We start from the raw sequence: 19016 nt of genomic DNA on the forward strand, positions 1-19016 counted from the left end.
TTATCTACTGAAATTTTAGGCGGCCAGTTTACGGCGGTTATACAAACCGCCCAACAAACCGGTGAAGCATCCGATGAGTAACCCGCCGACGTGGGCGGCGTTGGCGATTTCGCCGAAACCGATCATCGAGATCAGCCCGGACATGCACACCAGCAACCACACCAGCATCATCACCAGCACGCCACGCGGCAGGCGATAGGCTGGGTTCGGCGCCAGCAGTTGGAAGATCCAGCAATGCCCAAGCAAGCCGTAAAGCACGCCGGACAGACCGCCGAACAACGTCGCGCCGCTCCAGACAAACTGCGCGTAGTTGGAAACCAGGCTGAACAGCAGCGTCAGGCCGATCAGGTTGATACTGCCCTGGCGCGACTCGATACGCCGCCCCAGCTCCCAGTACCACATGCCGTTCATGGCCAGATGGAGGATGCCGAAGTGGATCAGCATCGGCGTGACCAGACGCCACCACTGCCCTGCCGCCAGGCTGTCAGCCAATGGCGTGAAATGGATGTACTCGCCCACAACTTGAAAATCGAGAAAGGTCAACCAGCGCAGCGTTTGCAGGTTTTCGCCGAGGTACGTCAGCCCGCCAACGATCAGGCACAACAACAGGATGAACCCGGTGGCCTTGGCGTATTTCAGTTGCTCGGCGAAGCTCGGCCGCTTGAAGGTTGGCGCGACGGGAATGTCCATTTGCTGGTCGGGATCACCCGCCGGAAAGCGCTCGTACAAGGAGCGCACGTCTTCGCTGATTTCCGCCGGTGCCCACAGCACTTGTTCGCCGGCCTCTTCGCTGACCCTATGCGGGACCTGCATGCGTTGCAGCAGTTTGACGAAACCACTCAAGTCCACCGCCAACGGCAGACGCAATACCGCTACCGCACTCATTGCAGCACCTCCGGCCGCTCGACATCGACCCAGACAAATTTATGCGGATCCAGACGTGTTTCCTGATCCAGACGATAGGCGACCAGTTTGCCGTAAAGCACCGCGCTGTAATCCAGGCACGCGAGGTTCGGGCGGATCGGTGCTGGTTTGCCACTGCGCCAGTAATGGCCGACGAACAGCAGTGGCTCGTCGACGCCGTAGCGCAGCAGGTTGTTTTTTTCGCTGGACGTCAGCGGCTTCTGCGCCACCGGATCTGGCAGTGCATCAGGCTGGAAAACGATATCGCCGTAAGTCTTCGGATCGTCTTCCCAGAACTTGGTGCGGAAGAACGACCGCACCAGACCATCGCCGCTGGTCATGGTCAGACCATCCGGCAGGCGCATGTCGGTGCCGCGCAACAGACGGTCGAACACGGTGCAGGCGAAGCTGTCCGGCACGGCCGAGGCCTGGAGGAAGTGTTCATCGATGCAGCCATTGGGGAACAGCGCGCGCAACGGCTCGATCAGGCCGGCATCCCAACAGGCATGCACGACGCGGAAGCGGCCGGCGTCGACAAACAGCGGCAACTCATAGAACCAGCGTTGGAAATCGTGCCAGTCACCGGGATGGTCTTCGAACTGGGTCAGGGTTTCGTGCAGCAGACGCGCGTGGCGCGGCGTGTGTTCGCGAACGAACTGCTTGCCGCTGCCCGGTAGCGCCGGGGTGCTCCAGCCCAGAGCATTGAATTCGTGGTTGCCCATGATGCACAAGGCCTGACCTGCCTCGACCATGTCGTGGACGATGTGCAGCGCCTCGCGAATGCGCGGGCCACGGTCGATGATGTCGCCGACGAACACGGCCATGCGCGATGGATGCCGCCAGACCCCGCCCTGCTTGTGATAACCGAGGCGGTCAAGCAAGTGTTCGAGAGTCAGGGCGCATCCGTGCACGTCACCGATCAGGTCATAACTGCGCGCGGGATCGAGCATCAGTCGCCTCCACCGCCCAGCTTGCTGCCCCAGCCGAGCTTGGTGCGGCAGACTTCGTAGTAGTTGTGGTCGAGCGGATGAATCAGCCGCAGCTTCTGTGCTTTCTTGCTGACGGTGATGGTGTCGCCCGGCGCGCAAGTGAAGTGGTTCTGCCCATCGCAGGAGACTTGCGGGTAAATCTGCATGTTTTTCGACACGACGATTTTCAGCTCACTGTTGCCATCGACCACAATTGGCCTGCTCGACAACATATGGGGGTACATCGGCACAATCACAATGGCATCGAGCTTGGGATGCATGATCGGCCCGCCGGCAGACAGCGCATACGCGGTGGAACCGGTCGGCGTCGCGACGATCAGGCCGTCGGCCTTCTGGCTGCAGACGAACTGACCGTCGATATACAGCTCGAACTCGATCATCCGGGTCGATTTGCCGGGGTGCAGCACCACGTCGTTGAGCGCATCGCCCTGGCCGATGGCCTCGGCGTGGCGGCGCACTTCGGCTTGCAGCAGGAAGCGGTTTTCCACCAGATAGTGACCGTCGAGCACCTTGGCGACTTCGACTTCCAGCTCATCCGGACGAATGTCGGTGAGGAAACCGAGGCTGCCACGGTTGATCCCCAGCACCGGAATATTGTGTTTGGCCAGCGCTCGCGCGGCGCCGAGCAGGCTGCCGTCACCGCCGACAACGATGACCATGTCGCAGACTTCGCCGAGCATCTTGCGCGACGAGGTTTGCAGGCCGTGGCCCGGCAGGACCTCGGCGATGGTGTCTTCGAGGATCACATGCAGGTGACGATCGAGCAGAAACCGTTTCAGTCGGCGGACGGTATCCAGCACCTGGGAACTGCCCAGGCGACCGATGATGCCGATATTACGAAATTGCTCCATGGGACCTCTGCGGACAATCGAAAACGCGAAAAGCACGATTATGGGCGAAAGCGTCGGTTAGACAAAATCCTTTCAGCCTCAAGGGTGCGCTCATGTTTCAGGCTATGCTCGCAAGATGATCCTGTTTCCCGATTTGCTTCAGTTGCCCCACCAATTACGCCACCCGGAAGTGCGGGATCTGGCGTGGGTGATCCTCGCCCCGCCGATGCTCGCCACCACGCCATGGCCGCAGCGTCATCCGCTGGCGGGCAGCGATTGGGTGCATGACCCGCAGCGACTGGAGCACTGGTTGCGCCAGCTCGACCGCGACAGTTATGGCTTGTTGCATTGGCTGTCGCAGGCGCGCACGCGGCGTCTGGGCTTGTATTACGAGCGCTTGTGGCAATTTGCAGTTCAGCATGCGCCGGGGATCGAACTGATTGCCGCCAACCTGCCGATCCGCCGTGAGGGCCACACCCTCGGCGAACTGGATATGCTGCTGCGTGACCGCGATGGCGTGCATCACCTGGAACTGGCGATCAAGCTTTATCTCGGCCCGCAGAATGGCGACGGTCGTGATCCGGCGCAGTGGCTGGGGCCGGGGTGTCATGATCGGCTGGATCGCAAACTGGCGCATCTGGCCGAGCATCAACTTCCGATCTCGGCGCGCCCGGAAAGCCGCGAAGTGCTGGCGGCGCTGGATATCGAGGTGTTCAGCGCGCAGCTGTGGCTCGGTGGTTATTTGCTGTACCCGTGGCCCGGGCAAGCTGAATCACCGAGCGGTGCGCACCCGCAGCATTTGCGCGGCAGTTGGTTGCATCAGAAGGATTGGCTGGCATTCGTCGCTCAACGTCCGGCGGGACGCTGGCAACCCCTGCCCCGCCACGCCTGGCTGGCACCGGCGCATTATCCGGCGGATCAGACATGGGCTTTGGAACACCTACGGATGTGGCTGGAGGATCTGGAACCGCTGGCGCCGGCGCAGTTGCTGGTGCGCCTGATCGAGAATGCGCGGGGGGAATGGGAAGAGGCGGAGCGGTTGTTTCTGGTCTCCGACCTTTGGCCGAATGTCCCCGGCCAGGCCTGATTTTTTTGTGTCGCCCGTACCGGCCCCATCGCTGGCAAGCCAGCTCCCACAGGTTTTGTGGTGTGGTCCAGGTAGTGAGCACACCACAAAGTTAGTAGGAACTGGCTTTGTGGTGTGACTCAGGTAGTGAGCACACAGAAGATCCCTGTGGGAGCTGGCTTGCCAGCGATTGCGGCCGACTCGGTCTAAATGGACAGCCGCACAGCCAAAGCCGCCAACGTCACCAACAACACCGGCACCGTCAACACAATCCCGACCCGGAAGTAATAGCCCCAGCCAATGTGAATGCCCTTGCGCTCCAGCACATGCAGCCACAACAACGTGGCCAGGCTGCCAATCGGCGTGATCTTCGGCCCTAGGTCACTGCCAATCACGTTGGCATAGATCATCGCTTCCTTGACCACTCCGCTGGCCTGACTGGCATCAATCGACAACAAACCAATCAACACCGTCGGCAAATTGTTCATGATCGATGACAGCAACGCGGTCAGCACACCCGTGCCCATTGCCGCGCCCCAAACGCCATGACCGGCAAAGACATCCAGCCAACCGGCCAGATACACGGTCAGCCCGGCATTGCGCAGGCCATACACCACCAGATACATGCCCAACGAGAAAATCACGATCTGCCACGGTGCCTCTTTCATCACCTTGCGCGTGGAAATCTTGTGGCCACGGGCGGCGATGCCCAGCAACAGCGCGGCACACACGGCAGATATCGCACTGATCGGAATGCCCAGCGGCTCCAGCGCAAAGCAGCCGATCAGCAGAATCACCAACACCGCCCAACCGGCGTAAAACGTGGCTTTATCGTGGATCGCGGTTTCCGGATGCTCGAGTTGCTCAGGGTCATACGTCGATGGAATGTCGCGACGGAAAAACCACAACAGCATGCCCAGCGTCGCCGCCACGCTGACGAAGTTGACCGGCACCATCACCGCTGCGTAGCGGTTGAAGCCGATGTGGAAGAAGTCTGCCGAAACAATGTTGACCAGGTTCGATACCACCAGCGGCAGGCTCGCCGTGTCGGCAATAAAACCCGCGCCCATGACGAACGCCAACGTCGCCGCCGGGGAAAACCGTAGGGCCAGCAACATCGAAATCACGATCGGCGTGAGGATCAGCGCTGCACCGTCATTGGCAAACAACGCCGACACCAATGCGCCGAGCAGCACCATAAAAGCAAACAGCTTGCGCCCACTGCCCCGCCCCCAACGCGCCACGTGCAATGCCGCCCAGTTGAAGAACCCGGCTTCGTCGAGCAGCAGGCTGATGATTATCAGCGCGACAAAGGTGCCGGTGGCGTTCCAGATGATCTGCCACACCAGCGGAATGTCGCTGAGGTGAACGACGCCGAAGATCAGCGCCAGCACCGCGCCAAGCGTCGCACTCCAGCCGACGCCAAGGCCTTTGGGTTGCCAGATGACAAGGGTAATGGTCAGCAGGAAAATCAGTGACGCAGCGAGCATCCGCAACAGCCTTAAATTGAAATGGGGTTATGAAGCCAACACAAAACCTGTAGGAGTGAGCCTGCTCGCGATAGCGGACTGTCAGTTACCAATTGGTCGACTGACACACCGCTATCGCGAGCAGGCTCACTCCTACGTTGTTCCGTGTACAGGTTACTTTTTGTGTTGCTCTACGAATTGTCCGTAGGCATTGATAAAGCTTTGCAGAAAAGGTTTCACCGACTCGCTCAACTTGCCCGCCTCGTCAAACGCCGAACCCGCGCCGCCCAGATACGCTTCCGGTTGCTGCATGCACGGCACGTTGAGAAACACGAACGACTGGCGCAGATGCTGATTCGCGCCGAAACCACCGATCGCACCCGGCGATACGCTGATCACCGCCCCCGGTTTGCCACTCCAGACAGCCTTGCCATAAGGCCGCGAGCCGACGTCGATGGCATTCTTCAATGGCGCCGGCACCGAACGGTTGTACTCGGGCGTGACAAACAGCACCGCGTCGGAAGAACCCACTTTTTGCCTGAAAGTGCTGTAGGCTGCCGGCGGTGAGTCGCCGTCGATGTCTTCGTTATACAGTGGCAGATCGCCAATTTCGACAATCTCAAGCTTGAGGTTAGCCGGGGCCAGCTCCGCCAGTGCCAGGGCGACTTTGCGATTGATCGAAGCTTTGCGCAGGCTACCGACCACTACAGCGACGTTGTAGACATTGCTCATGGAAGAACTCTCGATGGTCCGTGGGAGGAGCCCGTAGTTATAGATGATCCGGTGACGACTCCACCAGCACACAATGGGAAATTCCCGCGCGCTGATTATTTTTTTCCTGTAGGAAAACTTACAGGCCTTGATAGCGGTCTACCAAGCCGCAAATCAAGCGTTTTATCTCCAGAGGTTCTAAGCAGATGGCAGCAGTACTGGTCGGTCAGTTCCATGCAAGAGATGCGGAAGGCCGCGTTTATTCCGTGCATGAGTTCCAGGAATCCAACCCGTCGGCAGACGGTTCCACTGGCTCGGAGCCGATTTACAAACTGGCCATTGGCGATCGCGTCAACAAGGTCAACGACAACGAGTTTCTCCTGGTTCAGTCAGGCATCACCCTGACCCGTGAGCCTGAGACCACCGTCGCTTCATAACTGGCCGTTATGAGCAGAAGTCATATGCGCAGAGTTGGGGTAGGATTCAGCCACTGACCCCACCTGCTGAACATGGACTTCACGCATGCGTTTACGTCATATCGAAGTGATTCAGGCGCTCTTGCAGACCGGTCACCTGGGCACCGCCGCCGAATGGTTGCAGTTGCCGGTGGCCGAGGTCGAAGAGCGTTTGCGCGAAGCCGAGAGTCAGTTGGGGTTCATGCTGTTCGCCAGCGTACGCGGGCGCCTGCAATCGACGCCCGAAGCGCGGGCATTGCAGGTCGAAATCGCCCACGTTTATGAAGCGCTGGAGCCAGTGCAGCGTCTGGCCAGCAGCCTCAAACAATACCTCGCCCCGCCCCTGCGTATCATCGGCACCCCGCCGCTGGCGCAACAATTACTGCCACAAAGCCTTGCCGCCCTGCGCCGACGCCTGCCCGATGCACCGTGCAGCCTGCTCAGCGCGCCAACCCGCGATATCGTCCGCAGCCTGCTATTACGTGAAAGCGATCTCGGCTTGAGCCTGCACGATCCCGAACACCCCGACATTGATTGCCGGCCATTGGCCCAGGGCAAGCTGCAACTGCTCGCCCCCCATGGCTGGCTGCAACCAAAACAGAAATACATTTCCCTGCAAGATCTCGCTGGCCAGGCCATGGTCGGCCTCGAAGGCCAGGACCCGCTGAGCCCGGCGCTGGAAAACAAACTCCAGGCGTTGCGCCCGGCACCGAGCATCCAGACCCGCGTACAAACCCATCAGATGATGCGCAGCATGGTCGAGGCCGGCGAAGGCCTGGCCATCGTCGATCCGTTCACCGCACTGGGTGCGCGCGCCGCCGGACTCGACGTGTGCCCGCTGTCGCCGGCCGTGCCGATCAGCCTCTATGCCCTAACGTTCAAGCACATCGCGCCGGCATCGGCGATTCAGACGCTACTGGCGATCATCACGGAACAAGCCGAGGCGATGCTGGCGAGCTGACAGGGTTTTCCAGCGGGTTATCGAACAATCGATACCAGAACAGCGCCACTTCGGCGGTGTTCGGATCGATGCCGCGATAGCGCAACTGGTCGATGCCACCCATTACATAGCCGCAACGCTCATACAGCCGACAAGCGCCGAGGTTGTTGTTCTGGGTTTCGAGCATGATCCCCGGCAGTTTTTTCTTGCGACTCCAGAACTGCGCGACATCGAGCAACGCCTTGGCCACGCCATGGCGCCGCGCCGGCGCATGCACCGCCAGCTCATCGATATGGGCGAAGCCGTTCCAGTTGGTACTGATCACCAGATGGCCGACCGGCTGATCATCCAGATATGCCATGAAAATCGCGCTATCCGGCGCGTTATGAAAGGCGCTGAACTCTTCCGGATCGATGCCGTAGCACTTGCGGTACGGCACGATCGGCGTCACCCGCCATTGCTCGACAGGCTGGCCGATCACGGCAGCGCCATAGGCGGCGACCTCAAAACTGAAGTCGCTGCCCCAGATATACGGCGCAAAGCCTTCATCGGCGACGCGCACCGACAGCCCTGGGTATTTCGGATTCATGACCGGTTGCATACTGGGAAAAGTCCTCATTCCTTGACGCAATCGACGGTGTATTGCCGCCCATTGCCTTCATCTTCGTGCTGCAATCCATGCACATCCGCGACAAAACCGGGGAAGCTGCTATCGAACGTGCGAGCAAATTTCAGGTAATCAATGATCGAGCGCGTCGACTCGGTAAAGCGTTCGCCGGGCATGATCAGCGGAATCCCCGGCGGATACGGCACCAGCATCACCGCGGCGATGCGTCCTTCCAGATCATCGATCGGCACCGCCTCGACTTCGCCACGCACCAGATGATCGTAGGCGTGCGCCGGTTTCATGGCAATTTCCGGCAACACGGTGTACATGCGTTTGAGGTGTTTGGCCGTGGCATTGCTGCGGTAACAGGCGTGCAGTTGATCACACAAATCCCGCAGGCCCATGCCGCGATAACGCACGGTGTCTTGCTGGGCAACACACGGCAGGCAGGTGTCGAGGCGCACATTGGCGTCGTAGCTGCGTTTGAATTCCAGCAACTCGGTGAGCAGCGTGCTCCATTTGCCTTTGGTAATGCCCATGGAGAACAGCACCAGAAATGAATACAGACCGGTCTTCTCCACCACCAGCCCCCGCTCCCAGAGGAATTTACTGACCACCGCCGCCGGGATGCCCTTCTCGCTCAGCGCGCCGCCGGCGTTCAATCCCGGCATGACCAGCGTGACTTTGATCGGATCGAGCAACACGTAATCGTCGCTGACCTCCCCAAAACCATGCCACTCGGCATCCGGTTGCAATAACCAGTCTTCGGTCTGCACGCGGTCGATGCCCTCGACACCCGGCGGCTGCCAGATCGAAAACCACCAGTCATCGGCGGCGATGTGCTGCCGCAGATTGGCCAGCGCGCGACGGAAGCTCAGCGCTTCGTCAAAGGTTTCCTGCAACAGCGAACGCCCGGCCGGGCCTTCCATCATTGCCGAGGCAACGTCGAGCGAGGCGATGATGCTGTACTGCGGTGAAGTCGAGATGTGCATCATGAACGCTTCATTGAAACGGTCACGGTCCAGTTGCCGCGCACCGCCGTCCTGCACATGAATCATCGAGGCCTGACTGAAGGCAGCGAGCAGCTTGTGCGTGGAATGCGTAGTGAATACCAGCGGGCTGTCTTCGCTGCGCGAGGTGGCCATGCCGTAGCGCCCGGCGAAGAATTCGTGAAACGCCGCATAGGCGTACCAGGCCTCGTCGAAATGCAGCACCTCGACGCTGTTGCCGAGACTTTGCTTGATCAGCTCGGCGTTGTAACAGAGGCCGTCGTAAGTCGAATTGGTGACCACGGCGAGTTTGACTTTCGGCGCGCGGCCCTTGGTCAGCGGGCTGGCGTCGATCTTGGCCTGAATCGACTCGCGGCTGAATTCGCTCAGCGGGATCGGGCCGATGATCCCCAGCTCATTACGCTCAGGGCACAGGTACAGCGGGATCGCCCCGGTCATGATGATCGCGTGCAAAACAGACTTGTGGCAGTTGCGATCGACCAGCACCAGATCGTCGCGCGCGACCATCGAATGCCAGACAATCTTGTTGGCGGTCGAGGTGCCATTGATCACGAAAAAGGTGTGATCGGCGCCGAAATTGCGCGCGGCGCGCGCTTCGGCTTCGGCGAGCGGTCCGGTGTGATCGAGCAGCGAACCGAGCTCCGGCACCGACACCGACAAATCCGAACGCAGCGTGTTTTCACCGAAAAACTGGTGAAACGCCTGCCCGACCGGACTCTTGTGATACGCCACACCTCCGCCATGGCCGGGGGTATGCCAGGAATAATTGGAGTCGGCGGTGTGCTGCACCAGCGCCTTGAAAAACGGCGGCAACAAGCCATCGAGGTACTTGCGCGCCGCACGGGCCACTTGCCGGGCGAGGAACGGTACGGTGTCTTCGAACAGATAGAGAATGCCGCGCAGTTGATTGAGCTCGGCCATGGCATCGGCCGGCGCATTTTCCAGGGTGACTTGCTCGCCCAGGGCAAAGATCGGCAGATCCGGTGCACGCACCCGCGCCAGCCCGATCAATTCGGCCATGTTCTGTAAAAGATGCGAGTTCGTACTGGCGTCCTCGGCGGCAATCAGCATGCACGCCAGACCATGATGGGTCGACGCGACCAGCCGCCCTTCGGCGTAGTCGGTGGCCGACACGATACTGAAACCTTCCTGCTCCAACTCTTGGGCGATGCCACGGATACGGTCACCGGCGACCGTGTCGGCCTTGATGTCGCGATGAACGATCAACACCGGAAACTTCAAATCTTTGTACATGAGGCTCAGTGTCCTGAGGCGGCCGAATTGAATCGGCCAATGCACTCAAGGGTAGAGGGTTGCAGCGAATGTGGCGAGGGTGGCCAGTTGGCTTCATGCCGCCAAAAGCAAAGATCGTCCGATCCGTTGATCTTCAAGCCTGGGCGTCAGCTTCCGCGATCTGCGTCCACATCGCCGGGCCACCCGCAGACTTGGCAATAATTTCCAGCCGCACCAGATGCGCCGCCAGTTCTTCTTCCGTCGCACGAATGATCCGCGCAGGCTGACGATCAGCCGGCAAGCGCCGAATTTCGGTCGCCGAGTTGTCCGCGCCCTCGCCCGTGCCATTGCCGTCGGAAGCGTTGCCGGCGAGCGACAGGCTGGTCTGGCCACCGGTCATGGTCAGGTAGACGTCGGCGAGAATCTCCGAGTCGAGCAAGGCGCCGTGCAGTTCACGGCCGGAGTTGTCGACGCCATAACGTTTGCACAACGCATCGAGGCTGTTGCGCTGCCCCGGGTGACGTTCCCGAGCCATCATCAGGGTGTCGAGGATTGAGCAGTGCTGGGTAATGTCAGCGCGATCGTGCTGGCCCATCAGGGCGAATTCGTTGTTGATGAAGCCAACGTCGAACGCCGCGTTGTGGATGATCAGCTGCGCGCCTTTGATGAACTCGAAGAACTCATCGGCCACTTCGGCAAAGCGCGGCTTGCCGACGAGGAATTCGTTGGTGATGCCGTGGACGCCGATGGCGCCTTCATCACTCTCGCGATCCGGCTGCAGGTAAACGTGAAAATGCCGGCCCGTCAGGCGCCGACCGATCAGTTCGACACAACCGATTTCAATGATCCGGTGACCATCGGTCACCGGCATGCCGGTGGTTTCGGTATCGAGTACAACGGATCTGGTGGCCATCAGTGTTCAGCTCTCAACGGGTCGATCTTGCAAAAAACGCGGATGTTAACACGCTCGGCGGGGTGTTTCAGTCAGACCGTGGCGCGCCCTTCGCGAGCAGGCTCGCTCCCACATTGAATGTGTTGTGAGCACGATCCAGTGTGGGAGCGGGCCTGCTCGCGAATGGCCACACCACGGTTCAGAAGCGAAATCAGCTCTGCTTGTAACCGCGAACCTCATCCACCCCACGGTTAGCCAGCTGGTCAGCCCGCTCGTTACCGTGATGGCCAATGTGCCCACGCACCCACTTCCAGGTAACCTTGTGGCGGTTGACCTGCTCGTCCAGCTCTTTCCACAGATCAGCGTTTTTCACCGGCTCCTTCGCTGCGGTTTTCCAGCCGCGCTTCTTCCAGTTGGCCATCCACTCGTTGATGCCCTTCATCACGTACTGCGAGTCGGTCACCAGCAATACTTCACACGGCCGCTTCAAGGCTTCGAGGCCACGGATCGCGCCGAGCAGCTCCATGCGGTTATTGGTGGTGTTGGTTTCGCCACCCCACAGTTCCTTTTCGACGCCCTTGCACACCAGCAAGGCGCCCCAGCCGCCGGGGCCGGGGTTGCCTTTGCAGGCGCCGTCAGTGAACAGCTCTACGGTGTCGACGCTTTCAACGCTTTCGCTCATGCCAATCTATCCAGAAAAATGCCTGTCCTGCCGATCACGGATCGACAATGACCGAGGCCGGGACACACCCGGCCACAAATAAAAGAAGGTTTACGGTTCGATACGACGGCGGTTGACCTTGGCCATCGGCAGCGGAATCAGCTTGCCCATCGGCTCGCGCCGCTCCTGACGCAACGGTCGCAGTCCGACCACAATCTTGCGCGCGACCAGTAAATAGAAGCCGCCACCCGACAATTGCCAGTCACCGGCCTTGCGTTCCCAGCCGGCCAGACGGGCCTGCCACTTGGGTGACGCGAGCGGCGGACGATAGCACCCGAAGCGGCGTTTCTCCAGCGCGAAGCCCAGCAGATTGAGCCAGTCGGCGACCCGCGACGGCGAGATGCAGCGCGCCTGGCGCAAGGCGTCGTGGGCGAACACATGGCGCAGCCCCCAGGTGCTCCAGGGGTTGATGCCGATGATCAGCAAATGCCCACCGGGACGCACGCTGCTCGCTGCTTCACGCAGCAAACCGTGGGGCGACAGGCAGAAATCCAGACCGTGCTGCATCACCACCACATCGGCGGCATGCTCGCTCAGCGGCCAGGCCTGCTCCTCGCAGACGATCTCGACCCCGGGCAACGGTGCACCGAGACGCACATTGCGCTGCACTTGCGGTGCCGACGGCGGGGTTTCGGCCGATGGCCCGTAGTGCACCAGATAACCGCCAAAGAAACGGCCCAACTCGTCTTCGAGCATGCGCCGCTCTTCATCGAGCAGAAATTGCCCGAGCGGGCCGGACAGCCATTCACGGGCTGCACCGATCAGGGCCAGCCAGTCAGGATCAGCCTGTGCGAACGCTTTATCAATCATCGCATTCTCCAAAGCGCCAGGAACTACTAAGATGCGCCAATGTTTTCCGCTTGGCGAATTCCGACGATGATACAGATCAGTGCCCTGCCCGCGTTCACCGACAACTACATCTGGTTGTTACAGGATCACCGCACCCAGCGCTGCGCCGTGGTCGACCCGGGCGATGCCGCGCCGGTTCAGGCGTGGCTTGCAGCGCATCCGGGCTGGGTGTTGAGCGATATCCTGATCACCCACCACCATCATGATCACGTCGGCGGCGTCGAACGCCTGAAAGCGCTGAGCGGCGCAAAAGTCTACGGCCCGGCCAGCGAAAGCATCCCGGGGCGCAACGTGGCGCTCGAGGACAACGATACGGTCAGCGTGCTCGGCTGGGACTTCGACGTCTATGCGGTGCCCGGTCACACCTTGGGGCACATTGCCTATTACCACCACGGCCTGCTGTTTTGCGGCGACACCCTATTCGCCGCCGGTTGCGGTCGCCTGTTCGAGGGCACGCCGGAGCAAATGCACCACTCGCTCAGCCGCCTCGCTGCTCTACCGGAAGATACCCTGGTCTACTGCACCCATGAATACACCCTGAGCAATCTGAAGTTTGCCGCCGCCGTCGAGCCGGGCAATCCGGACATCGCCGCCCGTCTGGAAAAAGTCACTCAGCAGCGGCAAAACGGCGTCATGACCCTGCCTTCGACCCTGGCACTGGAAAAGCTCACAAATCCGTTCTTGCGTACCTCTGAAACATTAGTTACACAAAAAGTGGACGAACGGGCAGGCGCTCAAAACCGGGCGCCGAGTGAGGTATTTGCGGCTCTGCGGGCTTGGAAAGATAAGTTCTAAGCCCCCCACCACTTGGTACAAAAATTCTGAATGGTTGACCGCAGGGGGTGCGCTTTCTAGAATCGCCCGACATTTTTGCCCGGAACTTACTTCCAGCCAATGTCGTCATCCATACGTAAGTCCGTCAATTCAGACGCATTGACCCGCCTGGCGCAAGCCATCGCGGTGGCTGTGTCCGCCACGCTGGCGGGCTGTTCCAGCCATGCTCCGCAGACTGAAGCGACCCATACGCCGAACATTGCTGCGCGAGCCAAGCAGAAGCCTATCTGGCTGTCCGAAAAGCCCAGCCCACAGGTTCCCCAGGACATCTGGGAACGGATGCGCCAGGGCTTTCAGCTGCAGGAAGGTCTCGGCGTCAACCCGCGCATCGAGCAACAGCGCCTGTGGTTCGCCAGCAATCCCTCTTTCCTCGAGAACGCCGGCGAACGCGGCAGTCTCTATATTCACTACATCGTCGAACGCCTCGAAGAACGCAACATGCCGCTGGAACTGGCCCTGCTGCCAGTGATTGAAAGCGCCTACAACCCGATGGCCTATTCCCGGGCCGATGCAGTCGGGTTGTGGCAATTCATTCCGTCCACAGGGCGTTATTTCAATCTGCGTCAGACGCGCTTCTACGATGGCCGTCGCGACATCACCGCCTCGACCACGGCAGCGATGGATTACCTGACCCGCCTGCACGACATGTTCAACGGCGACTGGTTGCTGGCCCTGGCGGCGTACAACGCCGGTGAAGGCACGGTCAGCCGCGCCATCGAACGTAACGAAAAGCTCGGCCTGCCCACCGACTACTGGAACCTGCCGTTGCCGGCGGAAACCCAGGCCTACGTGCCGAAGCTGCTGGCGCTGTCGCAAGTGGTGCTGGCGCCGGAAGCCTACGGCGTGAACCTCAACCCGATCGCCAACGAACCGTACTTCCAGGTCGTCGAAATCAACCAGCGCATGGACCTGTCCAAGGTCGCTGCGGTGGCCAACATCGACGAAGACGAACTGTTCCAGCTCAACCCGGCCTTCAAGCAACGCACCACCATCGACGGCCCTCAGCATTTGCTGGTGCCGACGTCGAAGGCGCAATTGCTGACGGCCAGTTTGCAGACCATGCGTCCGGAAGAGCTGATCAGCCCGCGTTCGCTGAAACCAGTCTTCGAAGGCGCCGATCCGTCGGAAGTGGCGCAGCTCAAGCGTGCCTATCGGGTGAAGCGTGGCGACAACCTCGGTTCCATCGCCAAGGCCAACAAGGTCGAAGTCAAAGACCTGCAGCGCTGGAACAAGCTGACCGGCAAGAACCTCAAGGTTGGTCAGACCCTGGTGATGCAAGACACCACCAAGCGCGCGCCGGCACGCAAATCCGGCCGGGTCAACACGGTGATTGCGGCCAACAGCAAGAGCAAAGGCAAGGACGACAGCGCGCAGCAAACCCAGTACAAGGTCAAACGCGGCGACACGCTGTACGTCGTGGCCAAGCGCTTCAACGTTGAGATGCAGCATCTCAAGCGCTGGAATCCGGGTGCGGGTAAAGCACTGAAGCCGGGGCAGATGCTCACGGTTTATCAGCCGCACTGACAGAAGAGCCCCTGAGTTTTCAGGGGCTTTTTTTGATCACGTTTTTGAGGTGTGCATTAGATCCATCCCCCTCACCCCAGCCCTCTCCCCCAAGGGGGCGAGGGGGAAAGGGAGCCGATCTCCGTGCTGTTCAACATCCGAGTTCGGCGCGGTATCGCACGTCGGCGCAGCTCTCGCAAACACCACAGTCAGTCCCCTCTCCCCCCGGGAGAGGGTTAGGGTGAGGGGCTCTTTAACCCACATCTTTTTCCTGTCCAGACAAGCTGTTACTGTACGGCCCACTAAGCCCAAGCCGCCTGGATCGGATCTGACTTGAAGCGTCCCCTCCTCCTGCTCCTGATCAGCCTGGCCTTGAGCTCAACCGCAAGCGCGACGATTACCGAAAGTCACGGTTATGCGCAGTTCGGCACGCTCAAGTACCCGGCCAGATTTACCCACTTCGACTGGGTCAACCCGCAAGCGCCTAAGGGCGGTACGTTGCGGGTAATGGCGTTCGGCACCTTCGATACGGTCAATCCGTACACGTTCAAAGGCACCAGCCCGGTCACCACCGCGAATTTCCTCCAGTACGGCATCAATGAACTGAACGAGCCGCTGATGGTTGGCACCGGCCAGTATTCGCCGTCCGGTGACGAGCCGGCGTCGAGCTATGGTTTGATCGCGCAATCGGTGGAGTACAGCGAAGATCGCAGCTGGGTAGTCTTCAACCTGCGCCCGGAAGCGCGTTTCCACGACGGCACGCCGATCACCGCTTATGACGTCGCCTTCTCCTATCGAACGCTGCTCAAGGACGGCCATCCGCTGTACCGTACCGCGTTGCAGGAAGTGCTGCGGGTCGACATTCTCAACAAGCAGCGCATTCGCTTCGTGCTCAAGCGCTCGGGCAATCCGCTACTGATCCTGCGCCTTGGCGAATTGCCGGTGCTGCCGCAGCACTACTGGAAAGACCGCGACTTCAAGGCCACTACCTTCGAACCGCCACTGGGCAGCGGCCCCTATCGCATCACTTCGGTGACGCCGGGCCGGCAGTTGATCTTCGAGCGGGTCAAGGATTACTGGGGCAAGGACTTGCCGGTCAATCGCGGCAAGTACAACTTCGATCGCATGGAAGTCGAGTTCTACCGCGACAGCGATGTCGCCTTCGAAGCATTCAAGGCTGGCGAATTCGACATTTACATCGAGCATCAGGCGAAGAACTGGGCCAACGGCTACAACTTCCCGGCCATACGCCGTGGCGATGTGATCAAGGCACAGATCCCGCATCAGATCCCGACCCAGAGTCAGGGCCTGTTCATGAACACCCGCCGTGCGACGTTCTCGGACGTTAAGACCCGTGAAGCGCTGGGCCTGATGTTCGACTTCGAGTGGACCAACCGCGCACTGTTCAGCGATGCCTACAAACGCACCACCAGTTATTACCCCAACAGCGAGTTCACCACCTCCGGCCTGCCGGTCGGGCATGAATGGCTGATGCTCAAGCCGTACAAGGAACAACTGCCGGCCAAGCTGTTCACCGAGCCGTTCACCCTGCCAAAAACCGATGGACGCGGCATTCCCCGGGAAACCATGCGCAAGGCATTGGCATTGCTCGCCGAAGCCGGCTGGAAGCTCAACGGTCAGCGCCTGCAAAACGCTGACGGCCAACCGCTGCGGTTCGAGCTGCTGCTGGTCAATCCGAACCTGGAGCGCCTCTACCAGCCCTATATCGAGAACCTCAACAGCATCGGCATCGACGCGCGCCTGCGCACCGTGGATCGGGCGCAGTACAAACAGCGCCTCGATCAATTTGATTTTGACATGATCTCGATGACGCTCAACCAGACCCTCAGCCCGGGCCTGGAGCAGTGGCAGTACTTCCACTCCAGTCAGGTCGGGGTCAAGGGCAGCAAGAATTACGCAGGCATTGCCAACCCGGTAGTGGATCACCTGCTCGAACAATTGCTCGCCGCGCGCACCCGCGACGAGCAGGTTGCCGCCGGCAAGGCGCTCGACCGCGTGCTGCTCTGGCAGCACTACAGCATTCCCAATTGGTACCTCAATTATCACCGTCTGGCCTACCGCAACCGGTTGGCCCACGTCACCACGCCGCCCTACACTCTGGGCCTGAGCGCGTGGTGGCTGAAGTCTTCGGAGAAAGATCAATGAAACCGATCCGCGCCCTGCTCGTCCAGGCCAGCGGTTTGCTGTTCGCCGGGCTGGCCTTTGCCGCTCCGCAACACGCCGTGACCCTGTACAACGAGCCGCCGAAATACCCAGCCGATTTCAAGCATTTCGATTATGTGAACCCCGACGCGCCCAAGGGCGGCATCTTCCGTCAGGCCGGTTTCGGCGGCTTCGACAGCCTCAACCCGTTTATCAGCAAAGGCGTGCCGGCCGACGATGTCGGGCAGATCTACGACACCTTGACCAAACACAGCCTCGACGAACCGTTCACCGAATACGGCCTGATCGCCCGGCAGATCGAAAGAGCCCCGGACAACAGCTGGGTGCGTTTCTACCTGCGCCCCGAAGCGCGCTTCCACGACGGCCACCCGGTACGCGCCGAGGACGTGGTGTTCAGCTTCAACACGCTGACCAAGGAAGGCTCACCGCTGTTTCGCGGCTACTACAGCGACGTTTCCGAAGTGATCGCCGAAGATCCGCTGAAAGTGCTCTTCAAGTTCAAGCACACCAATAACCGTGAACTACCGCTGATCCTCGGCCAGTTACCGGTGCTGCCCAAGCACTGGTGGGCCGATCGCGACTTCACCAAGGGCAACCTGGAAATTCCGCTGGGCAGCGGCCCTTACAAGGTTGCCGAAGTGAAGGCCGGACGTTCAGTGCGTTACGAGCGGGTCAAGGATTACTGGGGCAAGGACCTGCCGGTCAACCGTGGCTTCTACAACTTCGACACGATGACCACCGATTACTACCGCGACAACACCGTCGCGCTCGAAGCGCTGAAGGCCGGACAATTCGATTACTGGCTGGAAATGACCGCAAAGAACTGGGCCAACGCCTACAACATCCCGGCGGTTACCGAAGGCCGCTTGATCAAGGAACAGATCGCCAACAGCAACCCGACCGGCATGCAGGGCTTCGTCTTCAACCTGCGTCGCCCGGTGTTTCAGGATGTGCGGGTGCGTCAGGCACTCGGTCTGCTGTTCGATTTCGAGTGGACCAACAAACAACTGTTCAACAGCGCCTACTTCCGCACCCGCAGCTATTTCGAAAACTCGGAAATGGCCGCCACCGGCCTGCCCGACGCCGATCAAGTGGCGATCCTCGAGCCGTTCCGCAGCAAACTGCCGGCGCAGGTGTTCAGCGAAGCGTTCGAGAATCCGAAGACCGATGCCAGCGGCATGATCCGCGCGCAGCAGCGCGAGGCCTACCAACTGCTGCAAGAAGCTGGCTGGAAGATCGTCGACGACAAAATGGTCGACGCCACGGGCAAACCGGTGGTGATCGAGTTCCTGCTCGCGCAGACCGAATTCGAACGCGTACTGCTGCCGTTCAAGCGCAACCTCAGCGACCTTGGCATCGATCTGGTAATCCGCCGCGTCGACGTTTCGCAGTACATCAACCGCGTGCGTTCGCGGGACTTCGACATGATGGTCGGCAGCTTCCCGCAGTCCAACTCACCGGGTAACGAACAGCGCGAATTCTGGATGAGCGCCGCTGCCGACAAACCGAGCAGCCGCAACACCATTGGCCTGAAGGATCCGATTGTCGATCAACTGGTCGAAAACCTGATCAACGCCGACTCACGCAAAAGCCTGGTGGCCCACGCCCGCGCACTGGATCGCGTGCTGCAATGGGGTTACTACGTGGTGCCGAACTGGCACATCAAGACCTGGCGCGTGGCGTACTGGAACCACATCGGTCACCCGAAAGTCTCGCCCAAGTACGACATCGGGATTAACACCTGGTGGGTCAAGCCCGACGCAAAACCGGCAGTAGAAGTCGAAACCAAACTGCAAGCCGACCCTGTGGGCACGGAGTAA

17 protein-coding genes are annotated in these 19016 nt (G+C 60.3%); 7 read left to right on the forward strand and 10 right to left on the reverse strand.

Annotation, left to right across the window (positions count from 1 at the left end):
* Positions 1-15: 15 nt before the first annotated feature.
* Genes ACOYXH_RS13505 through ACOYXH_RS13515 form a run of 3 tightly spaced genes read right to left on the reverse strand, consistent with a single transcriptional unit; the run spans position 16 to position 2743 of the window.
* Positions 16-885 carry a rhomboid family intramembrane serine protease gene (locus ACOYXH_RS13505; protein WP_095047900.1) on the reverse strand — a complete coding sequence of 290 codons (870 nt, stop codon included), beginning with the start codon at positions 883-885 and terminating at the stop codon, positions 16-18.
* Positions 882-1853 (reverse strand): metallophosphoesterase, encoded by a 972-nt coding sequence (locus ACOYXH_RS13510; protein ID WP_007919225.1) that lies wholly within the window; start codon positions 1851-1853, stop codon positions 882-884. The genes ACOYXH_RS13505 and ACOYXH_RS13510 overlap by 4 nt, the downstream gene beginning before the upstream one ends.
* Complete coding sequence (locus ACOYXH_RS13515; protein WP_003224174.1) at positions 1853-2743, reverse strand: NAD(+) kinase; 891 nt, start codon at positions 2741-2743, stop codon at positions 1853-1855. Before ACOYXH_RS13515 ends, ACOYXH_RS13510 begins: the two co-directional genes overlap by 1 nt.
* 115 nt (positions 2744-2858) lie before the next feature.
* On the opposite strand from ACOYXH_RS13515, the gene ACOYXH_RS13520 reads away from it, so the two are divergent.
* The gene (locus ACOYXH_RS13520) at positions 2859-3809 is read left to right on the forward strand and encodes a DUF1853 family protein (protein WP_460410808.1); all 951 of its coding nucleotides are present in this window, start codon (positions 2859-2861) and stop codon (positions 3807-3809) included.
* A 185-nt stretch (positions 3810-3994) separates the two neighbouring features.
* Here the strand turns inward: ACOYXH_RS13520 and ACOYXH_RS13525 are convergent, their stop codons facing one another.
* Positions 3995-5278 (reverse strand): arsenic transporter, encoded by a 1284-nt coding sequence (locus tag ACOYXH_RS13525; protein WP_460064920.1) that lies wholly within the window; start codon positions 5276-5278, stop codon positions 3995-3997.
* Positions 5279-5431: 153 nt separating this feature from the next.
* Entirely contained in the window at positions 5432-5989 is a 558-nt protein-coding gene (locus ACOYXH_RS13530) for an NADPH-dependent FMN reductase (protein ID WP_038366013.1), read from the reverse strand.
* A gap of 185 nt (positions 5990-6174) precedes the next feature.
* Here ACOYXH_RS13530 and ACOYXH_RS13535 point away from each other — a divergent pair, with 185 nt between their 5' ends.
* Both ACOYXH_RS13535 and ACOYXH_RS13540 read left to right on the forward strand, forming a co-directional pair.
* Positions 6175-6405 carry a hypothetical protein gene (locus ACOYXH_RS13535; RefSeq protein WP_093430724.1) on the forward strand — a complete coding sequence of 77 codons (231 nt, stop codon included), beginning with the start codon at positions 6175-6177 and terminating at the stop codon, positions 6403-6405.
* Between the two features lie 85 nt (positions 6406-6490).
* Positions 6491-7384, forward strand: a complete 894-nt coding sequence (locus tag ACOYXH_RS13540) for a LysR family transcriptional regulator (protein WP_095047903.1) — start codon at positions 6491-6493, stop codon at positions 7382-7384.
* Here the strand turns inward: ACOYXH_RS13540 and ACOYXH_RS13545 are convergent.
* The 5 genes from ACOYXH_RS13545 to ACOYXH_RS13565 form a co-directional block, all read right to left on the reverse strand.
* Positions 7350-7964, reverse strand: coding sequence for a GNAT family N-acetyltransferase (locus ACOYXH_RS13545; protein WP_095047904.1), 615 nt, complete (start codon positions 7962-7964; stop codon positions 7350-7352). The genes ACOYXH_RS13540 and ACOYXH_RS13545 overlap by 35 nt on opposite strands.
* Before the next feature lie 14 nt (positions 7965-7978).
* Entirely contained in the window at positions 7979-10234 is a 2256-nt protein-coding gene (locus tag ACOYXH_RS13550) for an Orn/Lys/Arg family decarboxylase (RefSeq protein ID WP_220556389.1), read from the reverse strand.
* A 133-nt stretch (positions 10235-10367) separates the two neighbouring features.
* On the reverse strand, positions 10368-11126 hold the full coding sequence (gene dnaQ, locus ACOYXH_RS13555; protein WP_093430720.1) for a DNA polymerase III subunit epsilon: 759 nt from the start codon (positions 11124-11126) through the stop codon (positions 10368-10370).
* Positions 11127-11316: 190 nt separating this feature from the next.
* On the reverse strand, positions 11317-11787 hold the full coding sequence (rnhA, locus tag ACOYXH_RS13560; RefSeq protein WP_093430719.1) for a ribonuclease HI: 471 nt from the start codon (positions 11785-11787) through the stop codon (positions 11317-11319).
* Between the two features lie 90 nt (positions 11788-11877).
* Positions 11878-12636 carry a class I SAM-dependent methyltransferase gene (locus tag ACOYXH_RS13565; protein ID WP_460064924.1) on the reverse strand — a complete coding sequence of 253 codons (759 nt, stop codon included), beginning with the start codon at positions 12634-12636 and terminating at the stop codon, positions 11878-11880.
* A 66-nt stretch (positions 12637-12702) separates the two neighbouring features.
* Here ACOYXH_RS13565 and gloB point away from each other — a divergent pair, with 66 nt between their 5' ends.
* The 4 genes from gloB (at position 12703) to ACOYXH_RS13585 (ending at position 19016) form a co-directional block, all read left to right on the forward strand.
* Positions 12703-13470, forward strand: coding sequence for a hydroxyacylglutathione hydrolase (gene gloB / locus ACOYXH_RS13570; protein WP_460064926.1), 768 nt, complete (start codon positions 12703-12705; stop codon positions 13468-13470).
* A 99-nt stretch (positions 13471-13569) separates the two neighbouring features.
* Complete coding sequence (locus ACOYXH_RS13575) at positions 13570-15033, forward strand: transglycosylase SLT domain-containing protein (protein ID WP_093430717.1); 1464 nt, start codon at positions 13570-13572, stop codon at positions 15031-15033.
* Between the two features lie 312 nt (positions 15034-15345).
* Positions 15346-17178: an extracellular solute-binding protein gene (locus tag ACOYXH_RS13580; RefSeq protein WP_095047907.1), complete on the forward strand. Its 1833-nt coding sequence runs from the start codon at positions 15346-15348 to the stop codon at positions 17176-17178.
* Positions 17175-19016 (forward strand): extracellular solute-binding protein, encoded by a 1842-nt coding sequence (locus tag ACOYXH_RS13585; protein ID WP_095047908.1) that lies wholly within the window; start codon positions 17175-17177, stop codon positions 19014-19016. Before ACOYXH_RS13580 ends, ACOYXH_RS13585 begins: the two co-directional genes overlap by 4 nt.

Source organism: Pseudomonas sp. Mb7, from assembly GCF_054790525.1.